Source organism: Flavobacterium terrisoli (assembly GCF_030167905.1).
GTDB lineage: Bacteria > Bacteroidota > Bacteroidia > Flavobacteriales > Flavobacteriaceae > Flavobacterium > Flavobacterium terrisoli.
Map to the genome: position 1 here is coordinate 305955 of NZ_JARGNA010000002.1, position 18401 is coordinate 324355.

At 37.8% G+C, this 18401-nt stretch carries 17 protein-coding genes; 8 read left to right on the forward strand and 9 right to left on the reverse strand.

Annotated features, from left to right (window positions below; genetic code table 11):
* Nucleotides 1–22: 22 nt before the first annotated feature.
* The 6 genes from porN to topA all read right to left on the reverse strand — a co-directional run bounded on the left by porN (nucleotide 23) and on the right by topA (nucleotide 8629).
* Nucleotides 23–937: a type IX secretion system ring subunit PorN/GldN gene (gene porN, locus P1K33_RS03370; protein WP_284651448.1), complete on the reverse strand. Its 915-nt coding sequence runs from the start codon at nucleotides 935–937 to the stop codon at nucleotides 23–25.
* A 46-nt stretch (nucleotides 938–983) separates the two neighbouring features.
* On the reverse strand, nucleotides 984–2531 hold the full coding sequence (porM, locus tag P1K33_RS03375) for a type IX secretion system motor protein PorM/GldM (RefSeq protein ID WP_284651449.1): 1548 nt from the start codon (nucleotides 2529–2531) through the stop codon (nucleotides 984–986).
* A gap of 51 nt (nucleotides 2532–2582) precedes the next feature.
* A complete protein-coding gene (gene porL / locus P1K33_RS03380) occupies nucleotides 2583–3215 on the reverse strand; it encodes a type IX secretion system motor protein PorL/GldL (RefSeq protein ID WP_284651451.1) in 633 nt (210 codons plus the stop codon).
* A 53-nt stretch (nucleotides 3216–3268) separates the two neighbouring features.
* Nucleotides 3269–4687: a T9SS ring complex lipoprotein PorK/GldK gene (porK, locus tag P1K33_RS03385; RefSeq protein ID WP_284651452.1), complete on the reverse strand. Its 1419-nt coding sequence runs from the start codon at nucleotides 4685–4687 to the stop codon at nucleotides 3269–3271.
* Nucleotides 4688–4957: 270 nt separating this feature from the next.
* A complete protein-coding gene (locus P1K33_RS03390; RefSeq protein WP_284651453.1) occupies nucleotides 4958–6109 on the reverse strand; it encodes a formimidoylglutamase in 1152 nt (383 codons plus the stop codon).
* 3 nt (nucleotides 6110–6112) lie between these two features.
* Entirely contained in the window at nucleotides 6113–8629 is a 2517-nt protein-coding gene (gene topA, locus P1K33_RS03395) for a type I DNA topoisomerase (protein WP_284651454.1), read from the reverse strand.
* Between the two features lie 331 nt (nucleotides 8630–8960).
* On the opposite strand from topA, the gene miaB reads away from it, so the two are divergent.
* The 8 genes from miaB to groL all read left to right on the forward strand — a co-directional run bounded on the left by miaB (nucleotide 8961) and on the right by groL (nucleotide 16407).
* A complete protein-coding gene (gene miaB / locus P1K33_RS03400; RefSeq protein WP_284651455.1) occupies nucleotides 8961–10409 on the forward strand; it encodes a tRNA (N6-isopentenyl adenosine(37)-C2)-methylthiotransferase MiaB in 1449 nt (482 codons plus the stop codon).
* 11 nt (nucleotides 10410–10420) lie between these two features.
* The gene (locus P1K33_RS03405; RefSeq protein ID WP_284651456.1) at nucleotides 10421–11683 is read left to right on the forward strand and encodes a sigma-54 interaction domain-containing protein; all 1263 of its coding nucleotides are present in this window, start codon (nucleotides 10421–10423) and stop codon (nucleotides 11681–11683) included.
* A 40-nt stretch (nucleotides 11684–11723) separates the two neighbouring features.
* On the forward strand, nucleotides 11724–12545 hold the full coding sequence (locus P1K33_RS03410; RefSeq protein WP_284651457.1) for a hypothetical protein: 822 nt from the start codon (nucleotides 11724–11726) through the stop codon (nucleotides 12543–12545).
* 39 nt (nucleotides 12546–12584) lie between these two features.
* Complete coding sequence (locus tag P1K33_RS03415) at nucleotides 12585–13088, forward strand: LptE family protein (protein WP_284651458.1); 504 nt, start codon at nucleotides 12585–12587, stop codon at nucleotides 13086–13088.
* Nucleotides 13089–13159: 71 nt separating this feature from the next.
* Nucleotides 13160–13984, forward strand: coding sequence for a tetratricopeptide repeat protein (locus P1K33_RS03420; protein WP_284651459.1), 825 nt, complete (start codon nucleotides 13160–13162; stop codon nucleotides 13982–13984).
* Nucleotides 13985–13996: 12 nt separating this feature from the next.
* Nucleotides 13997–14335, forward strand: coding sequence for a preprotein translocase subunit SecG (gene secG / locus P1K33_RS03425; protein WP_284651460.1), 339 nt, complete (start codon nucleotides 13997–13999; stop codon nucleotides 14333–14335).
* 133 nt (nucleotides 14336–14468) lie between these two features.
* Nucleotides 14469–14744, forward strand: coding sequence for a co-chaperone GroES (locus tag P1K33_RS03430; protein WP_121311772.1), 276 nt, complete (start codon nucleotides 14469–14471; stop codon nucleotides 14742–14744).
* Between the two features lie 31 nt (nucleotides 14745–14775).
* Nucleotides 14776–16407, forward strand: a complete 1632-nt coding sequence (groL, locus tag P1K33_RS03435; protein WP_284651461.1) for a chaperonin GroEL — start codon at nucleotides 14776–14778, stop codon at nucleotides 16405–16407.
* Nucleotides 16408–16481: 74 nt separating this feature from the next.
* On the opposite strand, the gene P1K33_RS03440 is transcribed toward groL, so the two are convergent.
* The 3 genes from P1K33_RS03440 to P1K33_RS03450 form a co-directional block, all read right to left on the reverse strand.
* The gene (locus tag P1K33_RS03440; protein ID WP_284651462.1) at nucleotides 16482–17171 is read right to left on the reverse strand and encodes a DedA family protein; all 690 of its coding nucleotides are present in this window, start codon (nucleotides 17169–17171) and stop codon (nucleotides 16482–16484) included.
* Nucleotides 17172–17241: 70 nt separating this feature from the next.
* Nucleotides 17242–17979, reverse strand: coding sequence for a DUF2490 domain-containing protein (locus P1K33_RS03445; protein WP_284651463.1), 738 nt, complete (start codon nucleotides 17977–17979; stop codon nucleotides 17242–17244).
* Between the two features lie 65 nt (nucleotides 17980–18044).
* On the reverse strand, nucleotides 18045–18386 hold the full coding sequence (locus P1K33_RS03450) for a heavy-metal-associated domain-containing protein (RefSeq protein WP_284651464.1): 342 nt from the start codon (nucleotides 18384–18386) through the stop codon (nucleotides 18045–18047).
* Between the last annotated feature and the right edge of the window lie 15 nt (nucleotides 18387–18401).

Below are 18401 nucleotides of genomic sequence, written 5' to 3' on the forward strand. Positions count from 1 at the left end.
ATATTGTAAATAGAAATTTTTCTTAGTAATTCCACATATCAGATTCGAAACTACGAATCTTTTCTTTGATTCGTTCCGCTTCAAGAAGCTGCATTTGAGAGTTATCTTTCATGTATTGTTGAATTTCACGGTCACCATACACGTTTTCTTCTTTGTAAATTTCACCATTAAACCTACGGGAATTCAACAAGTGGTCAAACGTAATCGGCATCGCGGAATTCTTATCATTGAAAGCTTTAGCCTCATGCAGTATATCTCTGACTGCAGGGAAATAAACCCAGAATAAGTCAATAACGTCAGCATTGTCATTACCGGCATCTCTAGCCTCCGGAGTTACCGGGCAAAGTGCCAACAATCTGTACTTCAATTCACCTTGACGCTTGTCAAAATACCAATATCCTTTAATTCTATAACCAGAAATATAGCTGGCATCTAATTCTTTTTTATTGATAAACTGTGGATCTAATATTTTCTTACCTGATTTATATTCATCATAATAATTATTAATCTCATCTTTTCCGGCATCGATAGTATCAATGTAGGTAAATGAAGATTCCATATCCTTGTATGTTTTCTTAGCATTGAAGTAATCATCAACATACACTTCAGTGATTTTACCATTTTTGATGTTTTTTACCAATACATCAAATAAAGCTCTTCTCTCTTTACCAACAAAGTTAGTATCGATAGGATAGTACAATGGGAAATTAATTCTCTCATCAACATCCACAAACTCCCAAATGGTTTTACCCATCAATACATCTCTGTCATGAACATAACCGTATGGTAGTGGCTTGTCATTGTCAGAAATTAACTGAGCAGGAGTCTTCTTTCCAATCTCATCCGGAGTTTTGGAATTCAACAAATTTGACTGAGCAAAAGTTGAAGCGCTTATTGCTACTGCAAAAACTACTGATAAAAGATTTTTAATTTTCATAATTATTATAATATAAGTTATTTAAGTAGGTTTCTATCAACTTAAATTATTGTATTTCGTAAATAACCGGTGCGGCTGTTTTGATATCAATACTTGCAGCACTTCCAACGATTTTAGACTTGATATCAAAAATTGAAATCTGGTCGCCTTTTGAGGCTCTTTGTAAAGCAGCCTTACATTGTGCGTTCACTCTGTTTCCTGAAACTACTACAGCAGCTTGTCCAGGAACTTTAAAGCTAAAACGAGTAACTTCAAAATTCAAGTCATACAAGAAATCTTGTAATACAGCAGAAATTTGAGAAACTTCTAAACGAGATTTAGCACCTTTAATGATTCCAACCTGACCTGCAATAGCACCTGCCGGAGCCGGAATGTTTTTAATTCTGAACACTTTTTTGTCTGAAGCAGATGTTCCGTCAGGCATTTTAGCGTTTACAGAAACTGTAACTTCAGTACCGTTTCCTGGGCTAAGGTTATACTTACCTGGCGCACCAGCTTTAGTCAAACCAGGAGCAGAAGCGTTAACAAAATTATCCCCGATACCTGCAAATGAAATGGTCATTGGATTTGGTAATCCTCTGTATACTACGTTCATTTTATCAGCTGAAATGTTTGCTGTTTTTGGACGTGGCACAACCACATATTTACCTTCAAATTTCAAAGGCACAGGTTTTCCATCTTCCATGAAAGAGAAAGTACCGTTGATGGTTTTTTCTCCAACGCCACCAGCTGTCATAGAGATGATCGCTTGTCCGTTTTCGATTTTACCAGGTCCAGAGAAACTGGTTGGTACTGTATTAGGATCATATTTACCTAATACTACTTTACCTTTTACAGTTTCACCTTCAAAGAATACATTTTTCTCTAAAACTACCATTGCCTGGAATGTTTTCAAAGAAACTGTAGAAGCCATTGTGTTTCCGATTAATGCGTTGTAGATATCTTGCTCTGTTTGCTCAACATCATTCTGCATACTGGTAAGCTTAGCTATAGATGCTACAGCCGGGAAACCTTCAAAATGATAAGACAGGTATTTTTTAGATACACCTTCTTTGTCTTTTACATCAGCTAAATTAAATTTAGAATTAATGTTTGCAATGATTTTTTGATACTTAACATCATTTCCAAATACTGCAATTACATCTTTTTTGTATTTTTCAATCTTAGCGATAACTTCGTTTCCTTTTGCAGAATATTTGTCACCTTCAAACCAATGCTCATCGATAAAGCCACCTTTATCCATTGCTTCGTATGGCAATTTTCCAGTTGTTTCGTCTTTTTCGAACTCTTTTGAAACCTCTTCTTTCAAAGATCCTAAGTAATTGTAAAGATCTTTAGAGTATTTTTCAACTTGCTGTGCTTTGTTGTAAGGTTGAAGATAAAGAGCCGGTTGGTCTTCGGCTTTTTGTCCAAGAGATCCTAACAAACTTTTATTATACTCTTGTGAAAACGCGTTAACAGTTTCAAATTTTTCGTTCATCAAACCAAAAGCCGTCAATACTTCTTTTGACATGTTTAATGCCAACATCGCGATGAAAACCAGGTACATCAGGTTAATCATCTTCTGTCTAGGGGTTAGTTTTCCTCCTGCCATTTTTTCTAATTAGTTATTGTTTTGTTAATAAAAATATAGTTCAAAAACTAATTATCCTTTGTTACTCATAGCAGACAACATACCACCGTATACATTGTTCAATGTAGACAAGTTAGACGTTAACGATTGCATTTGATCTTTTAATTTAAGGTTGTTTTCAGCAACTTCGTCGTTGATTTTTGCGTTTCTCTCAGCACTTTGTAATTGTACTTGATATAAACCATTCAAAGTTTCTAATTGAGTTGCTGCTTTAGTCATTTCTTCAGCGTATTTTTTAGTTGAGGCTACAGAGTCAACTGTTGGAGAGATAGCTTTAGCTGCTCCTTCAAAGTTTTTGATGCTGTTTCCTAAGCTTTCCATTAATTGACCATCAATTTTAGCTTCTTTCAACATTGCATCTAATTTTTGAGATAACAAACCTTGAGCATCTTTTGGATCCTCTTTCTTATCTCTTTCTTTCGCCTGTCCGCCAGCCAATTCAGGATAAACTAATGACCAGTCTAATTCATTATCAGGTGCATCAAATGCTGATAAACCGAAGATTAATGCCTCAACTGAAAGTCCAACAATAAGCATCAAACTTGCTCCAGTCCAGTGTTGTATTTTAAATAATGCTCCGACGATTACCACCGCTGCTCCCATTCCGTAAGCGAAATTCATTGCTTTTTTGCTTAATACTGCCATAATAATAAAAATTTTTAGTTAGTTAAGTTAAATATAATTAAGTTGGTTTAAATTTATTTTCTAGGTGCTTTACCGTTTTTAGTTACCTGAGTTCCCATGTAATCCTGAACTGTTCTGAAACCGATATAACTTCTTGAGGTATCAGCGTACTCATAATCTCTTGTACCTACCTGCAGGAAGTAAGACACATCTTTCCAAGATCCGCCACGTACCACTTTACGCATGTTCTTCAAATCACCCACTGTAGGGTTCATTGTAGAAACATATTCGTAAGCTGCTGCATCATAAGAAGAATCCGTCCATTCTGCAACGTTACCAGACATATTGTATAAGTTGTATCCGTTTGGCTCGTAGGATTTAGCTTCAACAGTGTACAACGCTTGGTCAGCTGCATAATCTCCTCTGTTTGGCTTAAAGTTTGCCAAGAAACAACCTCTGTCGTTTTTAGCATAAGGACCTCCCCAAGGATATGTTCCTGACTCCAGACCACCTCTTGCAGCATACTCCCATTCAGCCTCTGTAGGTAATCTGAATGAATTGATCAAGTCTGGTCTGTTCTTTTTCTTTTTAGATTTGATATAAGAATTTTTGTTTAAAGTTCTCCAGGCACAGAATGCCTTAGCTTGTTTCCAGTTTACCCCAACTACAGGATATTCCCCGTAAGCCTGGTGCCAGAAATAATCATTGTGCATTGGCTCATTATAAGAATAAGCGAAATCTTTAATCCAAACGGTTGTATCAGGATAAACTTCAGCTTGCTCTGTTCTGATGAATGAACTTCTTTTACCCACTTTAGCTTTCGCTGCAGCCTGAATATCCATCCAAGAATATCTGAACTTTAATTTTTTAACATCGATAGTTCTTAATCCGTTGAAAGATTCAGCTACCGGTAAATACATAGTATCCATAACCTCTGAATAATATTCATCCGGATATTTACTTGTATCTTTTATAAGCTTTACTTTTCTGTTAAGTCTTCTACCTGCATATGGATCATCATCAGTCCCCACACTATAATAATTCTCATACATGTATTTGTCGTAAGGCGTCATCTTAGCCGGATCAGTATCGTTAAAAGCAAAATCACCGATGCTTCCACCTTTTCCGCCTTTTCCTCCTTTTCCTCCGGTAGAAGTCTGACCTACCTCATCTGCAAGAATAGCCAAACGCACTCTGATAGTAGAGTCTTTTACCCATTCCACAAATTGACGGTATTCACTATTTGTAATCTCAGTCTCATCCATATAGAATGATCTAACAGTTACAGTCTTAGTTGGCGCATCTTGTACATTAGCTAAATCATCATCAGATTTACCCATAATGTATGCACCACCTGGGATCAAAGTCATACCAAACGGCTTCTCTGGATGCCATTTTTTTCCTTTAACTCCTACTAATTCACCTTTGTCGCTTGATCGTCCACAGCTCGTTAATAAAGCTAAAACTGATGCGAATGCAATGACCTTCTTCATATAAATTGGGGTTATTTGAATGTTTTATTTTTAAGGGCGTAAACCTATTTATTATTTTTCAAAAAAGCAATTAAATAGTATTAAATTTTATTATGCTTGCCTTATATCTATAATTTCACTTTCCAAAAATAGAATTTAAAAAGTTATTAAAAAAACTTTTTATCGACAAAATGCACTTTAAATCTGTTAAAATACACTTTTTATCTATTTTTGTAAGTGATAGGTTACGTTATTTTCTAATTTTTATTTATATTCTTTTTTATTTTTCTGTTAAATGCTGTTTTTTCGTTGCGCTTTCCACCATCTTTCGGGTATTTCATGGTTACAGGCAGCCAAATACTCATCATGCGAACAAGGTAATAACGTATTTTTTTTCAATTTATTGTGTTGTCCTGCAAAAAAGTTTATTTCAATCCACCAACGGTCTGTTTTATTGCTTTTATAGAAAATCAACTCCTCGTTCTCCAGCGGAACTATATACTTTAAATAATTTTCTTTGGTTCCAAACGGATATTCATTAGAACGATAATTGACACCTTCTATGAAATACCAAATCATTTGAGCAATCAAAACCGATTCCTCTTTACTATTGTTGTGATTAAATATACCTAAAGAACTAACCTTGTCACTTATACCGGCATATCTTGATAGACTACAGATTTCTTTTCCGTCAAATCCATTTGGAGTAAAGTTAATTAAATTTCCTGAATCTGAGGACTTTACAGAATTTAAATCTATGCTAATTATGTCTGCATCACGAAAAACTGGCTCAGATAAGGCAATATTGTTAGAAATTTCTCCTAATCTGTAGGCGTCAAAATATAATTTTTCCACCAAATCAATCTCTTCCTGTGAATTATAATAGGTTTGATAGCCAATATTACTGAAGTTGAACAGGTTATTGGGTTCGTCTAATATTATTTTGGATAAATAAGAACCCGAGGTAATGCCTTCTTCCTGTTTGCCAATATCAAACTTGCTGTCAATGGAAACCAGATTGACCATTTGCTCCAAACTATCGTAAGCTCTGTATAAAGGATAAGTCAAATCCTGCGTTCCGCCAATTACTATCGGAATGACGCCTTTGCGGATTAATTTGGTACAAACTTTCTGTAAGGCAAAAAAAGTATCTTCCAATGAATTCCCCGGAAGTATATCTCCCAAGTCGGCAATAGAACTTTGCCAATTCCCCGGAAACAAACTGTATAACTCTTTGCGAATGGCATTTAGATTCACTTCGTCAAAAGCTTTTAAATTGCCTCTATTTTCTAAAACGCCAATAACCGCAATCTTTACTTTATCGGTATCCGGAAAATCCTTCTCCGTGTGAAACGCGACTTTACTTCCCAAGTGTTGAGAAGACAATCCATTTATATATTGTATAATCTCATGATCAATCGGCGACAGAAAATCGAATTCCATAGTTTACTTCTTTTTAGCGGTAGTTTTTTTAGTAGCGGTTTTTTTGGCAGCCGGTTTCTTCGCTGCTGCTTTTTTTACAGGTGTTTTCTTTTCAATCATTTCCTGAACTTGTTCCAAAGTCAATTTGGAGGCATCAATGTCTTTGTTCAATTCAATTTTGATCTTCCCTTTGGTGATTACTGATTTTCCCCAACGGGCTTTCTCCACCAAAATCCCTTCTGCTGTCCAATTGTGAATGACTTTGTCGATGTCTTTCTGTAGTTTTTCCTCAATCAATTCGGCCACATCGGATTGTGACAGATTATCGAAGTTGTATTTCTTATTTACATTAATAAAGATACCGTTCCATTTTAAGAATGGACCAAAACGACCAACGCCTTTTTGAACATCCATATTCTTATACACCGCAATCGGTGCATCAGCTTTGGCTTTTTCATTAATCAGTTCCTGTGCTCTGTCCATCGTTACATCCAATGGATCTTCACCTTTTGGCAATGAAATGAATTGTTTTCCGAAACGAACATAAGGTCCGAAACGGCCATTGCTCACTTCAACATCTTCACCTTTATATTGTCCAAGATTTTTTGGCAACAGAAATAAATTCAATGCTTCTTCCAAAGTAATGTTTCCGATATTCTGATCTTGACGCAAACTCGCAAATTGCTTGTCTTCATCATCCGCTTCACCTATTTGCGCCATCGGACCAAATTTTCCTAAACGAACCGATACCGGTTTCCCTGATTTTGGGTCAGTTCCAAGGATTCTTTCTCCGCTTTCACGGTCGGCATTTTTCTCTACTTCAATCACATTCGGATGGAATTTATTGTAGAAATCCTGCATCATTTTCGCCCAGTCAATATTCCCTTCAGCGATTTCGTCAAAATCCTGTTCTACTTTGGCGGTAAAATTATAATCCAAAATAGCTTCGAAGTTTTTCACCAGGAAGTCATTTACAATCGTTCCGATATCTGTTGGCACCAATTTCCCTTTGTCGGAACCGGTGTTTTCCTTTAAAATCTTTTCGTCAACCTTACTGTCTTTCAGGGTCAACTGCACATATTTTCTTTCTACGCCTTCCAGGTTTCCTTTCTCAACGTAGTTTCTATTGATAATCGTAGAAATCGTCGGCGCATAAGTCGATGGACGACCAATTCCCAATTCTTCCAGTTTCTTTACCAAAGAAGCCTCAGTATATCTCGACGCCGGACGCGTGTATCTTTCGGTTGCCGTGATATTGTTGTTGGCCAATTTTTCATTGACTTTCAAAGCCGGTAACATGCCTTCCTGTTCTTCATCATCGTCATCGCTTCCTTCTAAATATACTTTTAGAAAACCTTCAAACTTGATGACTTCTCCGGTGGCCTGGAAAACTTCACTGTGATTATTCGCTTCTATCTTTACATTGGTTCTTTCCAATTCGGCGTCGCTCATTTGCGAAGCCAAAGTTCTTTTCCAAATCAATTCGTATAAACGGGCTTGATCTCTTTCTACATTCACGCTGTGACGCGACATATCCGTCGGACGGATTGCTTCGTGTGCTTCCTGCGCTCCTTTTGATTTGGTATTGAAATTTCTCGGCTTACTGAATTCCTTTCCGTAGTAACTGGTGATTTCTGCTTGAGCAGCAGCCATGGCTTCCTGCGACAGGTTCACACTGTCCGTTCTCATATAAGTAATGAGTCCGGCCTCATACAAACGCTGGGCGATTTGCATCGTAATCCCAACGGGTAAATATAATTTACGGGCCGCTTCCTGTTGCAATGTAGACGTTGTAAATGGTGCAGCCGGTGTTTTCTTTGTGGGTTTGGTTTCTAAATCGGCTACTCTATAAGTTGAACCGATATTGTTGCGCAAAAAGTCTTCTGCTTCTTTTTTGGTAGCGAAGTTTTTTGGCAATTTGGCTTTTACTACTTTTCCAGCTTCGTTGGTGAATTCGGCAGTAACCGAATAAGAAGCTACGGCTTTGAAGTCCTGGATTTCTCTTTCGCGTTCGACAATCAAACGAACCGAAACCGATTGCACACGACCGGCAGACAAACCGCCTTTTACTTTTTTCCATAAAACTGGTGAAAGTTCGTAACCAACCAATCTGTCTAAAACTCTTCTGGCTTGTTGGGCATTCACTAAGTTATAATCGATTCCACGTGGATTTTCAATCGCTTTTTGGATGGCTGTTTTGGTGATTTCGTGGAAAACAATTCTTTTGGTTTTGTTTTTGTCCAACTTTAATTCTTCCGCTAAGTGCCATGAGATGGCTTCTCCTTCGCGGTCCTCATCGGAAGCCAACCAAACCATTTCGGCGTTTTTGGCCAATCCTTTTAATTTGGTAACCAAAGCTTTTTTATCGGAAGAGACTTCGTATTTGGGTTTAAATCCGTTCTCAACATCTACTCCTATTTCTTTAGACGGCAAGTCGGCAATGTGCCCATAACTGGACTCTACCTGATAATCACTCCCCAGAAATTTTTCGATTGTTTTTGCCTTTGCCGGCGACTCCACGATAACTAAATTCTTTGCCATAACCCATTTGTTTGTGCCGACAAAAGTAATTGTTTTTTTTAAAAAACCGTTTTATTGCACTTTTTTCCGATGATTGGCATTTCTTTTTTCAGATTATACCTTAATATATAGTGTGATTTTTTTACTGTTTTTGAATTAAATTTTTCCCAACACAAAAGACGCCAGGCAATTAGCCCTGATGGAAGCGATGCCGTGCTTAGCGGACAGTGGGAAAAAGGATTCCAAACACACCCTGACTGCCCGCTCCAAAACTTTTGTTAAACCGTTTCTGCCATCTTGTCATATTTTATAATTTAGTATTATCTTTGCTCCCCGAAAGTGAAATAAAATTATGGAAAAGGAAATCGACGAGAAAAAACAAGGTACCAGCATGGTACTGGAACATAAGGAAGGAAACACTAAGAAACTATTTATAGAGAGCTATGGCTGCGCGATGAATTTTTCGGACAGCGAAATTGTAGCGTCTATCCTGACCGAACAAGGTTATAACACTACCCAGAATCTGGAAGAAGCCGACTTAGTTTTGGTCAACACCTGTTCTATCCGTGACAAGGCAGAACAAACCGTGCGCAAGCGTTTGGAGAAATACAATGCGGTAAAACACAGTATCAATCCGGGCATGAAAGTAGGTGTTTTGGGCTGTATGGCGGAACGTTTGAAAAGCCAGTTCCTGGAAGAAGAAAAAATCGTCGATATGGTCGTTGGTCCTGATGCTTACAAGGATTTACCGAATCTTTTAAAAGAAGTAGAAGAAGGTCGCGATGCTATCAATGTTATCCTTTCCAAAGATGAAACCTATGGCGATATTGCCCCGGTTCGTTTGAACAGTAATGGTGTGAATGCCTTTGTTTCCATCACGCGTGGTTGCGACAATATGTGTACGTTTTGCGTAGTGCCTTTTACCCGTGGCCGTGAGCGCAGCCGTGAGCCACAAAGCATCTTGGAAGAAATCAAAGATTTATGGGACAGAGGTTTTAAAGAAGTGTGTCTTTTGGGTCAAAATGTCGACAGTTACCTTTGGTATGGCGGCGGTTTGAAAAAAGATTTCGACAAAGCCACTGAAATGCAAAAAGCGACCGCGACTGATTTTGCTCAGTTATTGGAACTATGCGCGATTGCTTTCCCAAAAATGCGTTTCCGTTTTTCAACTTCAAATCCGCAGGATATGCACGAAGAAGTGTTGCATGTGATTGCCAAATACAATAACGTTTGTAACTATATTCACTTACCGGTTCAAAGCGGAAGTACGAGAATTTTAAAAGAAATGAACCGCCAACACACCCGCGAAGAATACATGGCGTTGGTGGATAAAATAAAAAGAATCATTCCTGATTGTTCTATTTCCCAGGATATGATTACCGGTTTCCCAACAGAAACGGAAGAAGATCACCAAGACACTTTAAGTTTGATGGAATATGTGGAATATGACTTCGGTTATATGTTTGCTTATTCTGAAAGACCAGGCACTTTGGCTGCCCGAAAAATGGAAGATGATATTCCTTCAGCAATAAAGCAAAGACGTTTACAGGAAGTAGTCGACTTGCAACAAATATTAAGTGAAAAGAGAACCAAACGCTTCTTGGGTCAAACCGTAGAAATCCTGATTGAAAAAGAATCTAAAAAATCAGACCAACACTGGAGCGGCAGAAACTCAGAGAATGTGGTAACCGTTTTCCCGAAAGGAGATTATAAAGCCGGAGATTTTGTTTTGGTAAAAGTAACTGATTGTACCACTGCAACGCTTATCGGTGAAGCGGTTGGGTATTCTGATATGCAATAAATTAAGTCTAAATGGAATCAGTTCAAAATATAAAACAACGCTTTGAGATTATCGGGAACGACCCGAAGCTCAATCGTGCCATTGAAAAAGCCATACAGGTTGCCCCTACGGATATTTCGGTATTGGTTGTGGGTGAAAGTGGTGTTGGTAAAGAAAGCATTCCAAGGATTATCCATTCCCTTTCCCACAGAAAACACGGCAAATACATTGCGGTAAACTGTGGTGCGATTCCGGAAGGAACGATTGACAGTGAGCTTTTTGGTCACGAAAAAGGCGCTTTTACCGGAGCCAATAATGCCCGTGAAGGTTATTTTGAAGTCGCCGATGGCGGAACAATTTTCCTGGATGAAGTGGGCGAATTGCCACTGACGACACAGGTTCGATTGCTTCGTGTTTTGGAAAATGGTGAGTTTATCAAAGTAGGTTCGTCACAAGTACAAAAAACCAATGTTAGAATTGTCGCCGCAACCAATGTGAATATGTTTGACGCCATTGAAAAAGGAAAATTCCGTGAGGATTTATATTATAGATTGAGCACCGTTGATATTCCTTTGCCTCCATTACGAGACCGAAAAGACGATATTCATCTGTTGTTCAGAAAATTTGCGGCCGATTTTGCCCATAAATACAAAATGCCACCGATCAAGCTGAGTGATGATGCGGTTCAGTTTTTACAAAAATACCGTTGGAGTGGAAACATCCGTCAGCTGCGCAATGTAGCCGAACAGCTTTCCGTTTTGGAGACCAATCGCGATATTTCATTGGCTACTTTACAGTCTTATTTGCCTATTGAAGGCAGCACTTTGCCTTCAGTGATTGGCGGAAGAAAATCAGACAGTGATTTTGCCAACGAAAGGGATATTTTATACAAAGTGCTTTTTGATATGAAAAGCGATTTGAATGATTTGAAAAAACTGACTTTGGAACTGATGAAAAACGGCACCAAAGTACAGGATATCAATCCAAGTCTGATTCAAAAAGTATACGGTTCGGCGGCAAAAGAGAGCGAAATCTCGTTTGAAGAAGAGCCACGCGTTAATGTAATTCCTCCGCAAAACCAGTCTCACCAAGAGGAATTTGATGACGAAGACGATTCAGATTATCTAATGGCTGAAACCATCGAAGAGGAAGAAACCTTAAGCCTGGAAGCCAAAGAACTGGAACTGATTAAAAAAGCTCTAGACCGAAACAAAGGCAAACGCAAAGCTGCTGCCGATGAATTGGGGATTTCAGAGCGAACACTTTACCGCAAGATAAAACAGTTCGATTTGTAAAAAATATTTTCTCTATTTTTACAGTACTAAAATGCTCATTATGAAAAAGTTTGGCCTTCTTTTATTCTCAATATTCATCCTGATTTCCTGCAACAATGACGATTCCGCAGCCGAACCCGGCAATGGTAAATTGGTTAGAGTTGATTTCATGCCCGGTCTAAATGGGGAAACGCGCTGGCTTTTTAATTCGGATGAATTATTAACCGATATCGTCAAAGCCGATGGCACTCCAATCGAAAAGTTTGTCTATGATGCTCAAGGAAATCTTGTTCAAAATATTACCTATAACACTAATGGGACCATCAACAGCACTTATAACATCACCTATGACAGTTCCGGTTTTGTGCATCAAATCAATAGTGCCGATTACAATTACAGCTATTATGATCACAAATATTTTTATGTAAATGGCTTCAATACTTTAGAATGTGAACTGGGTTCCAATGATCTTTTGAAGCAAGCACAAAACACCTATGATGACGCTGTTGACCAATACATAACCAATTACAACTGTAACTATAACACCGATGGGAATTTAATCAGTTATGATTTTCACGGCCCTTTTGTTGACTCTTGGAAAACTTTTACTTATGATTCCCACACAAATCCAATAAAACATGGTGTTATGGCGATCCTAAAAGCAAAATCAATTTACGATCCATGGTTTTTTACAGACGGAACTTCTTCCAGCAACAATATCATTGCCAAAACTTTTGATGACGTTGAAAATGCAACTTATGCCTACGAGTTTAATTCCAATGGCTTACCGGTTACGCAAACCCAAAGTTTCTATAACATGAACGTTCTCCAAAACACTTATGTTACGGCCAAATATTACTACCAAGGCGATGTGTTGCCATAATTTAAAATAAAGAATTACTTTAGCCCAGTTAATATTGTTATGAAATTTTTAAAACTTTCCCTTCTCATTCTAATCGCTTTCAGCATCAATAGCTGTTCCCATTACAATTTTACCGGAACAGGGAAAATTGACGCTGATACTTTTCAGGTGAACTATTTTCAGAACAATTCTGAATTGGTTGAACCTGGAATTGAGCGAACATTCACTTTAAAACTGCAGGACTTAATTCAGAATCAAACCAATTTGAATCTGACGAATTCCAACGGAGATTTGTTGTATGAAGGTGAAATAGTAGATTACAGAATATCACCTATGACTGCTACAGCCGACCAAAAAGCAGCAGAAAGCCGATTGACTATTTCAGTTATGGTTCGTTTCACTAACAAAAATAAAGAAAGTGATAATTTCGAAAAGCGATTTTCATTTTACCAAGACTATCAAGGCAATGAATTACCAACTGGCGCAACACTCAACGGCTACATAGATATTATTTTTGAAAGAATCACTCAGGATATTTTTAATGAATCCTTAGCTAAATGGTAGGTTTGTTAATTTGATGATTTGGTCATTTGTCTAACGAATAACCAAATACACAAATAACCGAATACACAATTATGAATTTAACTGATTACACCTACTTACTTAACAAACCCGATGCTATCAACGATAAGTATGCGGAAACCTTGGACAATGTGCTGAGCGCTTTTCCCTATTTTCAAAGTGCGCGTGTGTTGAAATTAAAGCATTTGTACAATCAGGATAGTTTTAATTATAATTATGCGCTCAAAGTTTCAGCTGCCTATACCACAGACCGAAGCATTTTATTTGACTTTATCACTTCAGATTCTTTTGTATCAGTACAAAAAGGTTTGTATGAAAAGAAACTCGAAGAGTTGATGAACATGAATGTGGTGGGAATCGAAGAAGTCGTTGTTGAATACAAACCGGTTGTCATTGACCCTTTGGAACAATCGATTCTGACTTCCATCAAAGAAGCCACAACTTCGGAAGAACAAAAAGCAGAAGAAAAATTGGCCATTGGAAAACCTTTGGAATTCTCCAAAGACGAAAAACACTCTTTCCAGGAATGGCTGCAATTGTCGAGATTAAAACCAATCCTCCGAGAGGAAACTTCTAAAAATAGTAGCCCGGCAGACGAAGAAAAGAAGAAAAAAATCGAATTAATCGACAAATTCATTGAGAACAATCCGAAAATTTCCCCGATTGCCAAAGATGCAATCATCCCGGTAATAGAGCCAATTGCCGAAGATACTTCCTATCTGATGACCGAAACATTGGCCAGGGTTTATCTGGAACAAAAAAAATATTCCAAAGCAATACAAGCTTATGAAATATTAATTTTGAAATATCCGGAAAAAAGTAGTTTCTTTGCAGACCGAATTTCGGATATTAGAATTTTACAACAGAATAACAATTAATTACAATATATCATGTTTACTATTTTTTTAGCAGCAATAACTTTAGTTTGTTTCTTATTAATCATCGCTGTGATGGTTCAAAATCCTAAAGGTGGTGGTTTATCATCTTCATTAGGCGGATCTCAAATGCTTGGTGGTGTTCAAAAAACAACTGACTTTTTAGATAAAAGTACCTGGACACTGGCAACCATTTTAATTGTTTTGATTTTATTATCAAGCATCAGTTTCCCAAGCATGGTTGGTCAATCAGATTCAAAAGTTATCGACCAGACAGAAGTAGCTCCAAAAACTGCTGCTCCAACAACACCAACAACTACTACTCCGGCTAAACCAGCGGAAGAAAAAAAATAATAAAGAGTTATCTTTATCACAATGCCAGCGCTGACATGCTGGCATTTTTTTTAGGAAAAAATGGCAGTTACAAAGGCTTGGCACAATTTCTGAAAAAAGGAAAGCAATTTAATAACACTAACAATATAACATTATGGCATTAAATATTAAACCTCTTTCAGACAGAGTGATTGTGGAACCGGCAGCAGCCGAAACACAAACAGCTTCCGGAATCATCATTCCCGATACTGCTAAGGAAAAACCACAAAAAGGAAAAGTGGTAGCAGTAGGAAACGGTAAAAAAGACGAACCTTTAACGGTTAAAGTTGGTGATACTGTTTTATACGGAAAATATGCCGGAACCGATTTAAAGTTCGATGGCAAAGATTATTTAATCATGCGCGAAGATGACATCTTAGCAATTATCTAATTCAATATTTTAAAAATAAACAAATACAAAAATGGCAAAAGATATAAAATTCGACATTGAAGCACGCGACGGTTTAAAACGTGGTGTTGATGCCTTAGCGAATGCAGTTAAAGTGACTTTAGGACCAAAAGGAAGAAATGTAATCATCGGGAAATCATTTGGCGGACCAAATGTAACCAAAGACGGTGTTACAGTAGCTAAAGAAATTGAATTGAAAGATCCATTGGAAAACATGGGCGCTCAAATGGTAAAGGAAGTGGCTTCCAAAACCAATGACTTAGCGGGTGACGGAACAACAACCGCAACGGTTTTGGCACAAGCCATCGTAAAAGAAGGCTTGAAAAACGTAGCCGCCGGAGCCAATCCAATGGACTTGAAACGCGGAATCGACAAAGCAGTTGAAGCAATTGTTGCCGACCTTGGCAAACAAGCTCAGGTTGTTGGCAGCGATTCTGAAAAAATCAAACAGATTGCCTCTATTTCGGCCAACAATGACGAAGTGATTGGCGAGTTAATCGCTACTGCTTTCGGAAAAGTAGGCAAAGAAGGTGTAATCACGGTTGAAGAAGCCAAAGGAACTGACACTTATGTAGATGTTGTGGAAGGAATGCAATTTGACAGAGGTTATTTATCGCCTTATTTTGTGACCAATCCTGAAAAAATGGAGGTTGAATTAGAAAGACCATACATTCTTTTATACGACAAAAAAGTATCTTCCTTAAAAGAATTATTGCCAATATTAGAGCCTGTGGCACAATCAGGAAAACCATTATTGATTATTGCGGAAGATGTTGATGGTGAAGCATTATCGACATTGGTAGTAAACAAATTGCGTGGTGCTTTGAAAATTGCAGCTGTAAAAGCACCTGGTTTTGGTGACCGAAGAAAAGCCATGTTGGAAGACATTGCCATCTTAACCGGTGGAACGGTAATCGCTGAAGAAAGCGGCTATACTTTAGAAAATACAACTTTGGAAATGTTGGGAACAGCAGAAAAAGTAACCATCGACAAAGACAATACAACCATTGTAAATGGTGCCGGAGATGCGGACATGATCAAAAATCGTGTGAACCAAATCAAAGCCCAAATGGACACTACAACTTCAGATTACGACAAAGAAAAATTACAGGAACGTTTGGCTAAATTGGCCGGTGGTGTGGCTGTACTTTACGTTGGTGCTGCTTCTGAAGTAGAAATGAAAGAGAAAAAAGACCGTGTGGATGATGCTTTACACGCAACCCGCGCCGCGGTTGAAGAAGGAATCGTTGCCGGTGGCGGTGTGGCTTTATTGAGAGCCAAATCGGTTTTGAGCAACATCAAAGCGGACAACGCTGACGAAGCAACCGGAATCCAGATTGTATCTCGTGCCGTTGAAGCGCCATTAAGAACTATTGTTGAAAATGCCGGTTTGGAAGGTTCAGTAGTAGTGGCTAAAGTAGCGGAAGGAAAAGCCAATTTTGGTTACAATGCCAAAACTGACGAATATGTAGACATGCTAAAAGCAGGAATCATCGATCCTAAAAAGGTAACGCGTGTAGCACTGGAAAATGCAGCATCAGTTTCGGGAATGATTTTAACTACCGAATGTGCTTTGGTGGAAATCAAGGAAGAAACGGCCGGCGGCGGAATGCCAATGGGTGGCGGAATGCCGGGAATGATGTAATTCAAAGTTCAAAATTTGAACTAAAAAAACACAAAGTATATATATTAAAAAGCCTCAATTTCCTGAGGCTTTTTTTATTCTTGGGTTTCCTCTTTAGGGTGTTTTTTTATCATTTTAAGGAACACCGGAAAAGTCGAAAGCAATATTATACCGATTACAATTTTCTCAATATGGTGTTTCAAATCAACATCAAATTTCTCTAAGAACATGCCATACAGATAATGTCCTGAAAAGATTAAGATGAATGACCAAAGAAAAGAACTCAGTATGTTATAGAACATAAATTTCTTTTTATCCATATTTACAATTCCCGCCACTATTGGCGCAAATGTTCTTACAATCGGCAGGAAACGGGCAAAAATGATAGCTTTTCCACCATATCTCTCAAAGAAATCCTTAGACTGGATAAGGTATTTTTTCTTCCACAAAACACTGTCTTCTTTCTTATACAGGTAATAACCGCTTTTGGAACCAAACCAATAGCCAACCATGTTCCCAAGGATTCCAGCAACGGCAACCAGCACTGATAATAAAATCACATTAATTAAATCACTCTTGATAAAAGTGAAATTCTCCACTAAATCACGGCTGTAAATTCCGGCTAAAAAAAGCAAACTGTCGCCAGGCAAAAAGAAACCTGCAAATAAACCTGTTTCGGCAAATACAATAAATAATACAATCCAAAGACCAATCTTTACACCGCCAATAGACATGGTTATGTAAAACTCGGGATTCAGCAATTGCATCCAATCAAAATCACTCATGGATTATAAAATTAGTGGGTAAAAAATTCGAGCGTGAAATTAGTGCTTTTTTTTGGGATAACCTCTAATTTTAATGTTTTTGCAACACTAGATTTTGAATTAAGGAAATCGAAACCGTATGGTTCATTGCATCATCTGAAACAGAAGAAGTCACATAATGATTGAGATAACCTAGTTCTAATCGGATGTTATTGTTGTAATTCAGGCCAAACCCAATCAAAAAGCGGTTTTGGTCAAAGAATTTCCCATTAACCTCATTATTGCCTAAATTCAGAAAAACTTCATTTTGCAACACTAAATAAATTTCCTCATTGGTCGATTTCAAACTCACGAGATGGAATACATTCCGATTTAAATACCGCAATCTGTTTTGGTAATCAAAACCCATCGAAACCACATTATCGGCAACCAATGCGATTTTTTCCACCCAACGCTGTTCCAATCGAAATCTATGAGTCATGACATTTTTATCATTGTGCCATTTCTTATTGATTTGATATTGTTCCCAAAGGCGATTCTCCTTAAAAAAATCATCCGCTGCCTGGCTAAACGTATTGACCAAGGCATAACCGGCAGTTATGTTTTGTGATGGTGAAAGAAAATAAACGGCTCCCAATCTGAACAGATTCTGCTGGTTTTGCTCCAGCTGATTGTCCATCCTGAATTGGGCTTCGATATGATAACCCCAATGGTTGGAAACTTTATACTGTCCGGCATAAGCAAACCAAATCCTTTGGTCTTGCTTGGTTTGTTGTGAAAATCCAATAACAAAAAAGAAGAGGCAAATAAAAGTGTAAAATGTTTTCAAAGCGAAGTGATTTTCGACAAAAATAAGCATAAAAAAACTCCTTAAAAGTTAAGGAGTTTTTAAAATTATTTTCTTTCGTACATACAACAACCGTGAAGTTTGTTATAATCTTCTTCCGTCGCTTTCACGTCGTCGGTATCGTGACCTACTTTGGCGATGGCTTTTTTGACATCCGCCACCGAACATTTCTCTTCATTGATTATCAAGTGTAATGTGTGATCGTCAATATGCCAATCGGCACTCTTTACGCCTGAAACCGAAAAAGCCGCTTTTTCAATTCGCTTTTTACACATTTCACAATTGCCGTTGACTTCAATATTGTACTTGGCGTTTTTGCTCTTCTTGTCTTGTGCCTGAGTTGTAAAACCAACAAAAAGCAACAACATTCCTAAAACTATATTTTTCATAATCTATATTTTAAT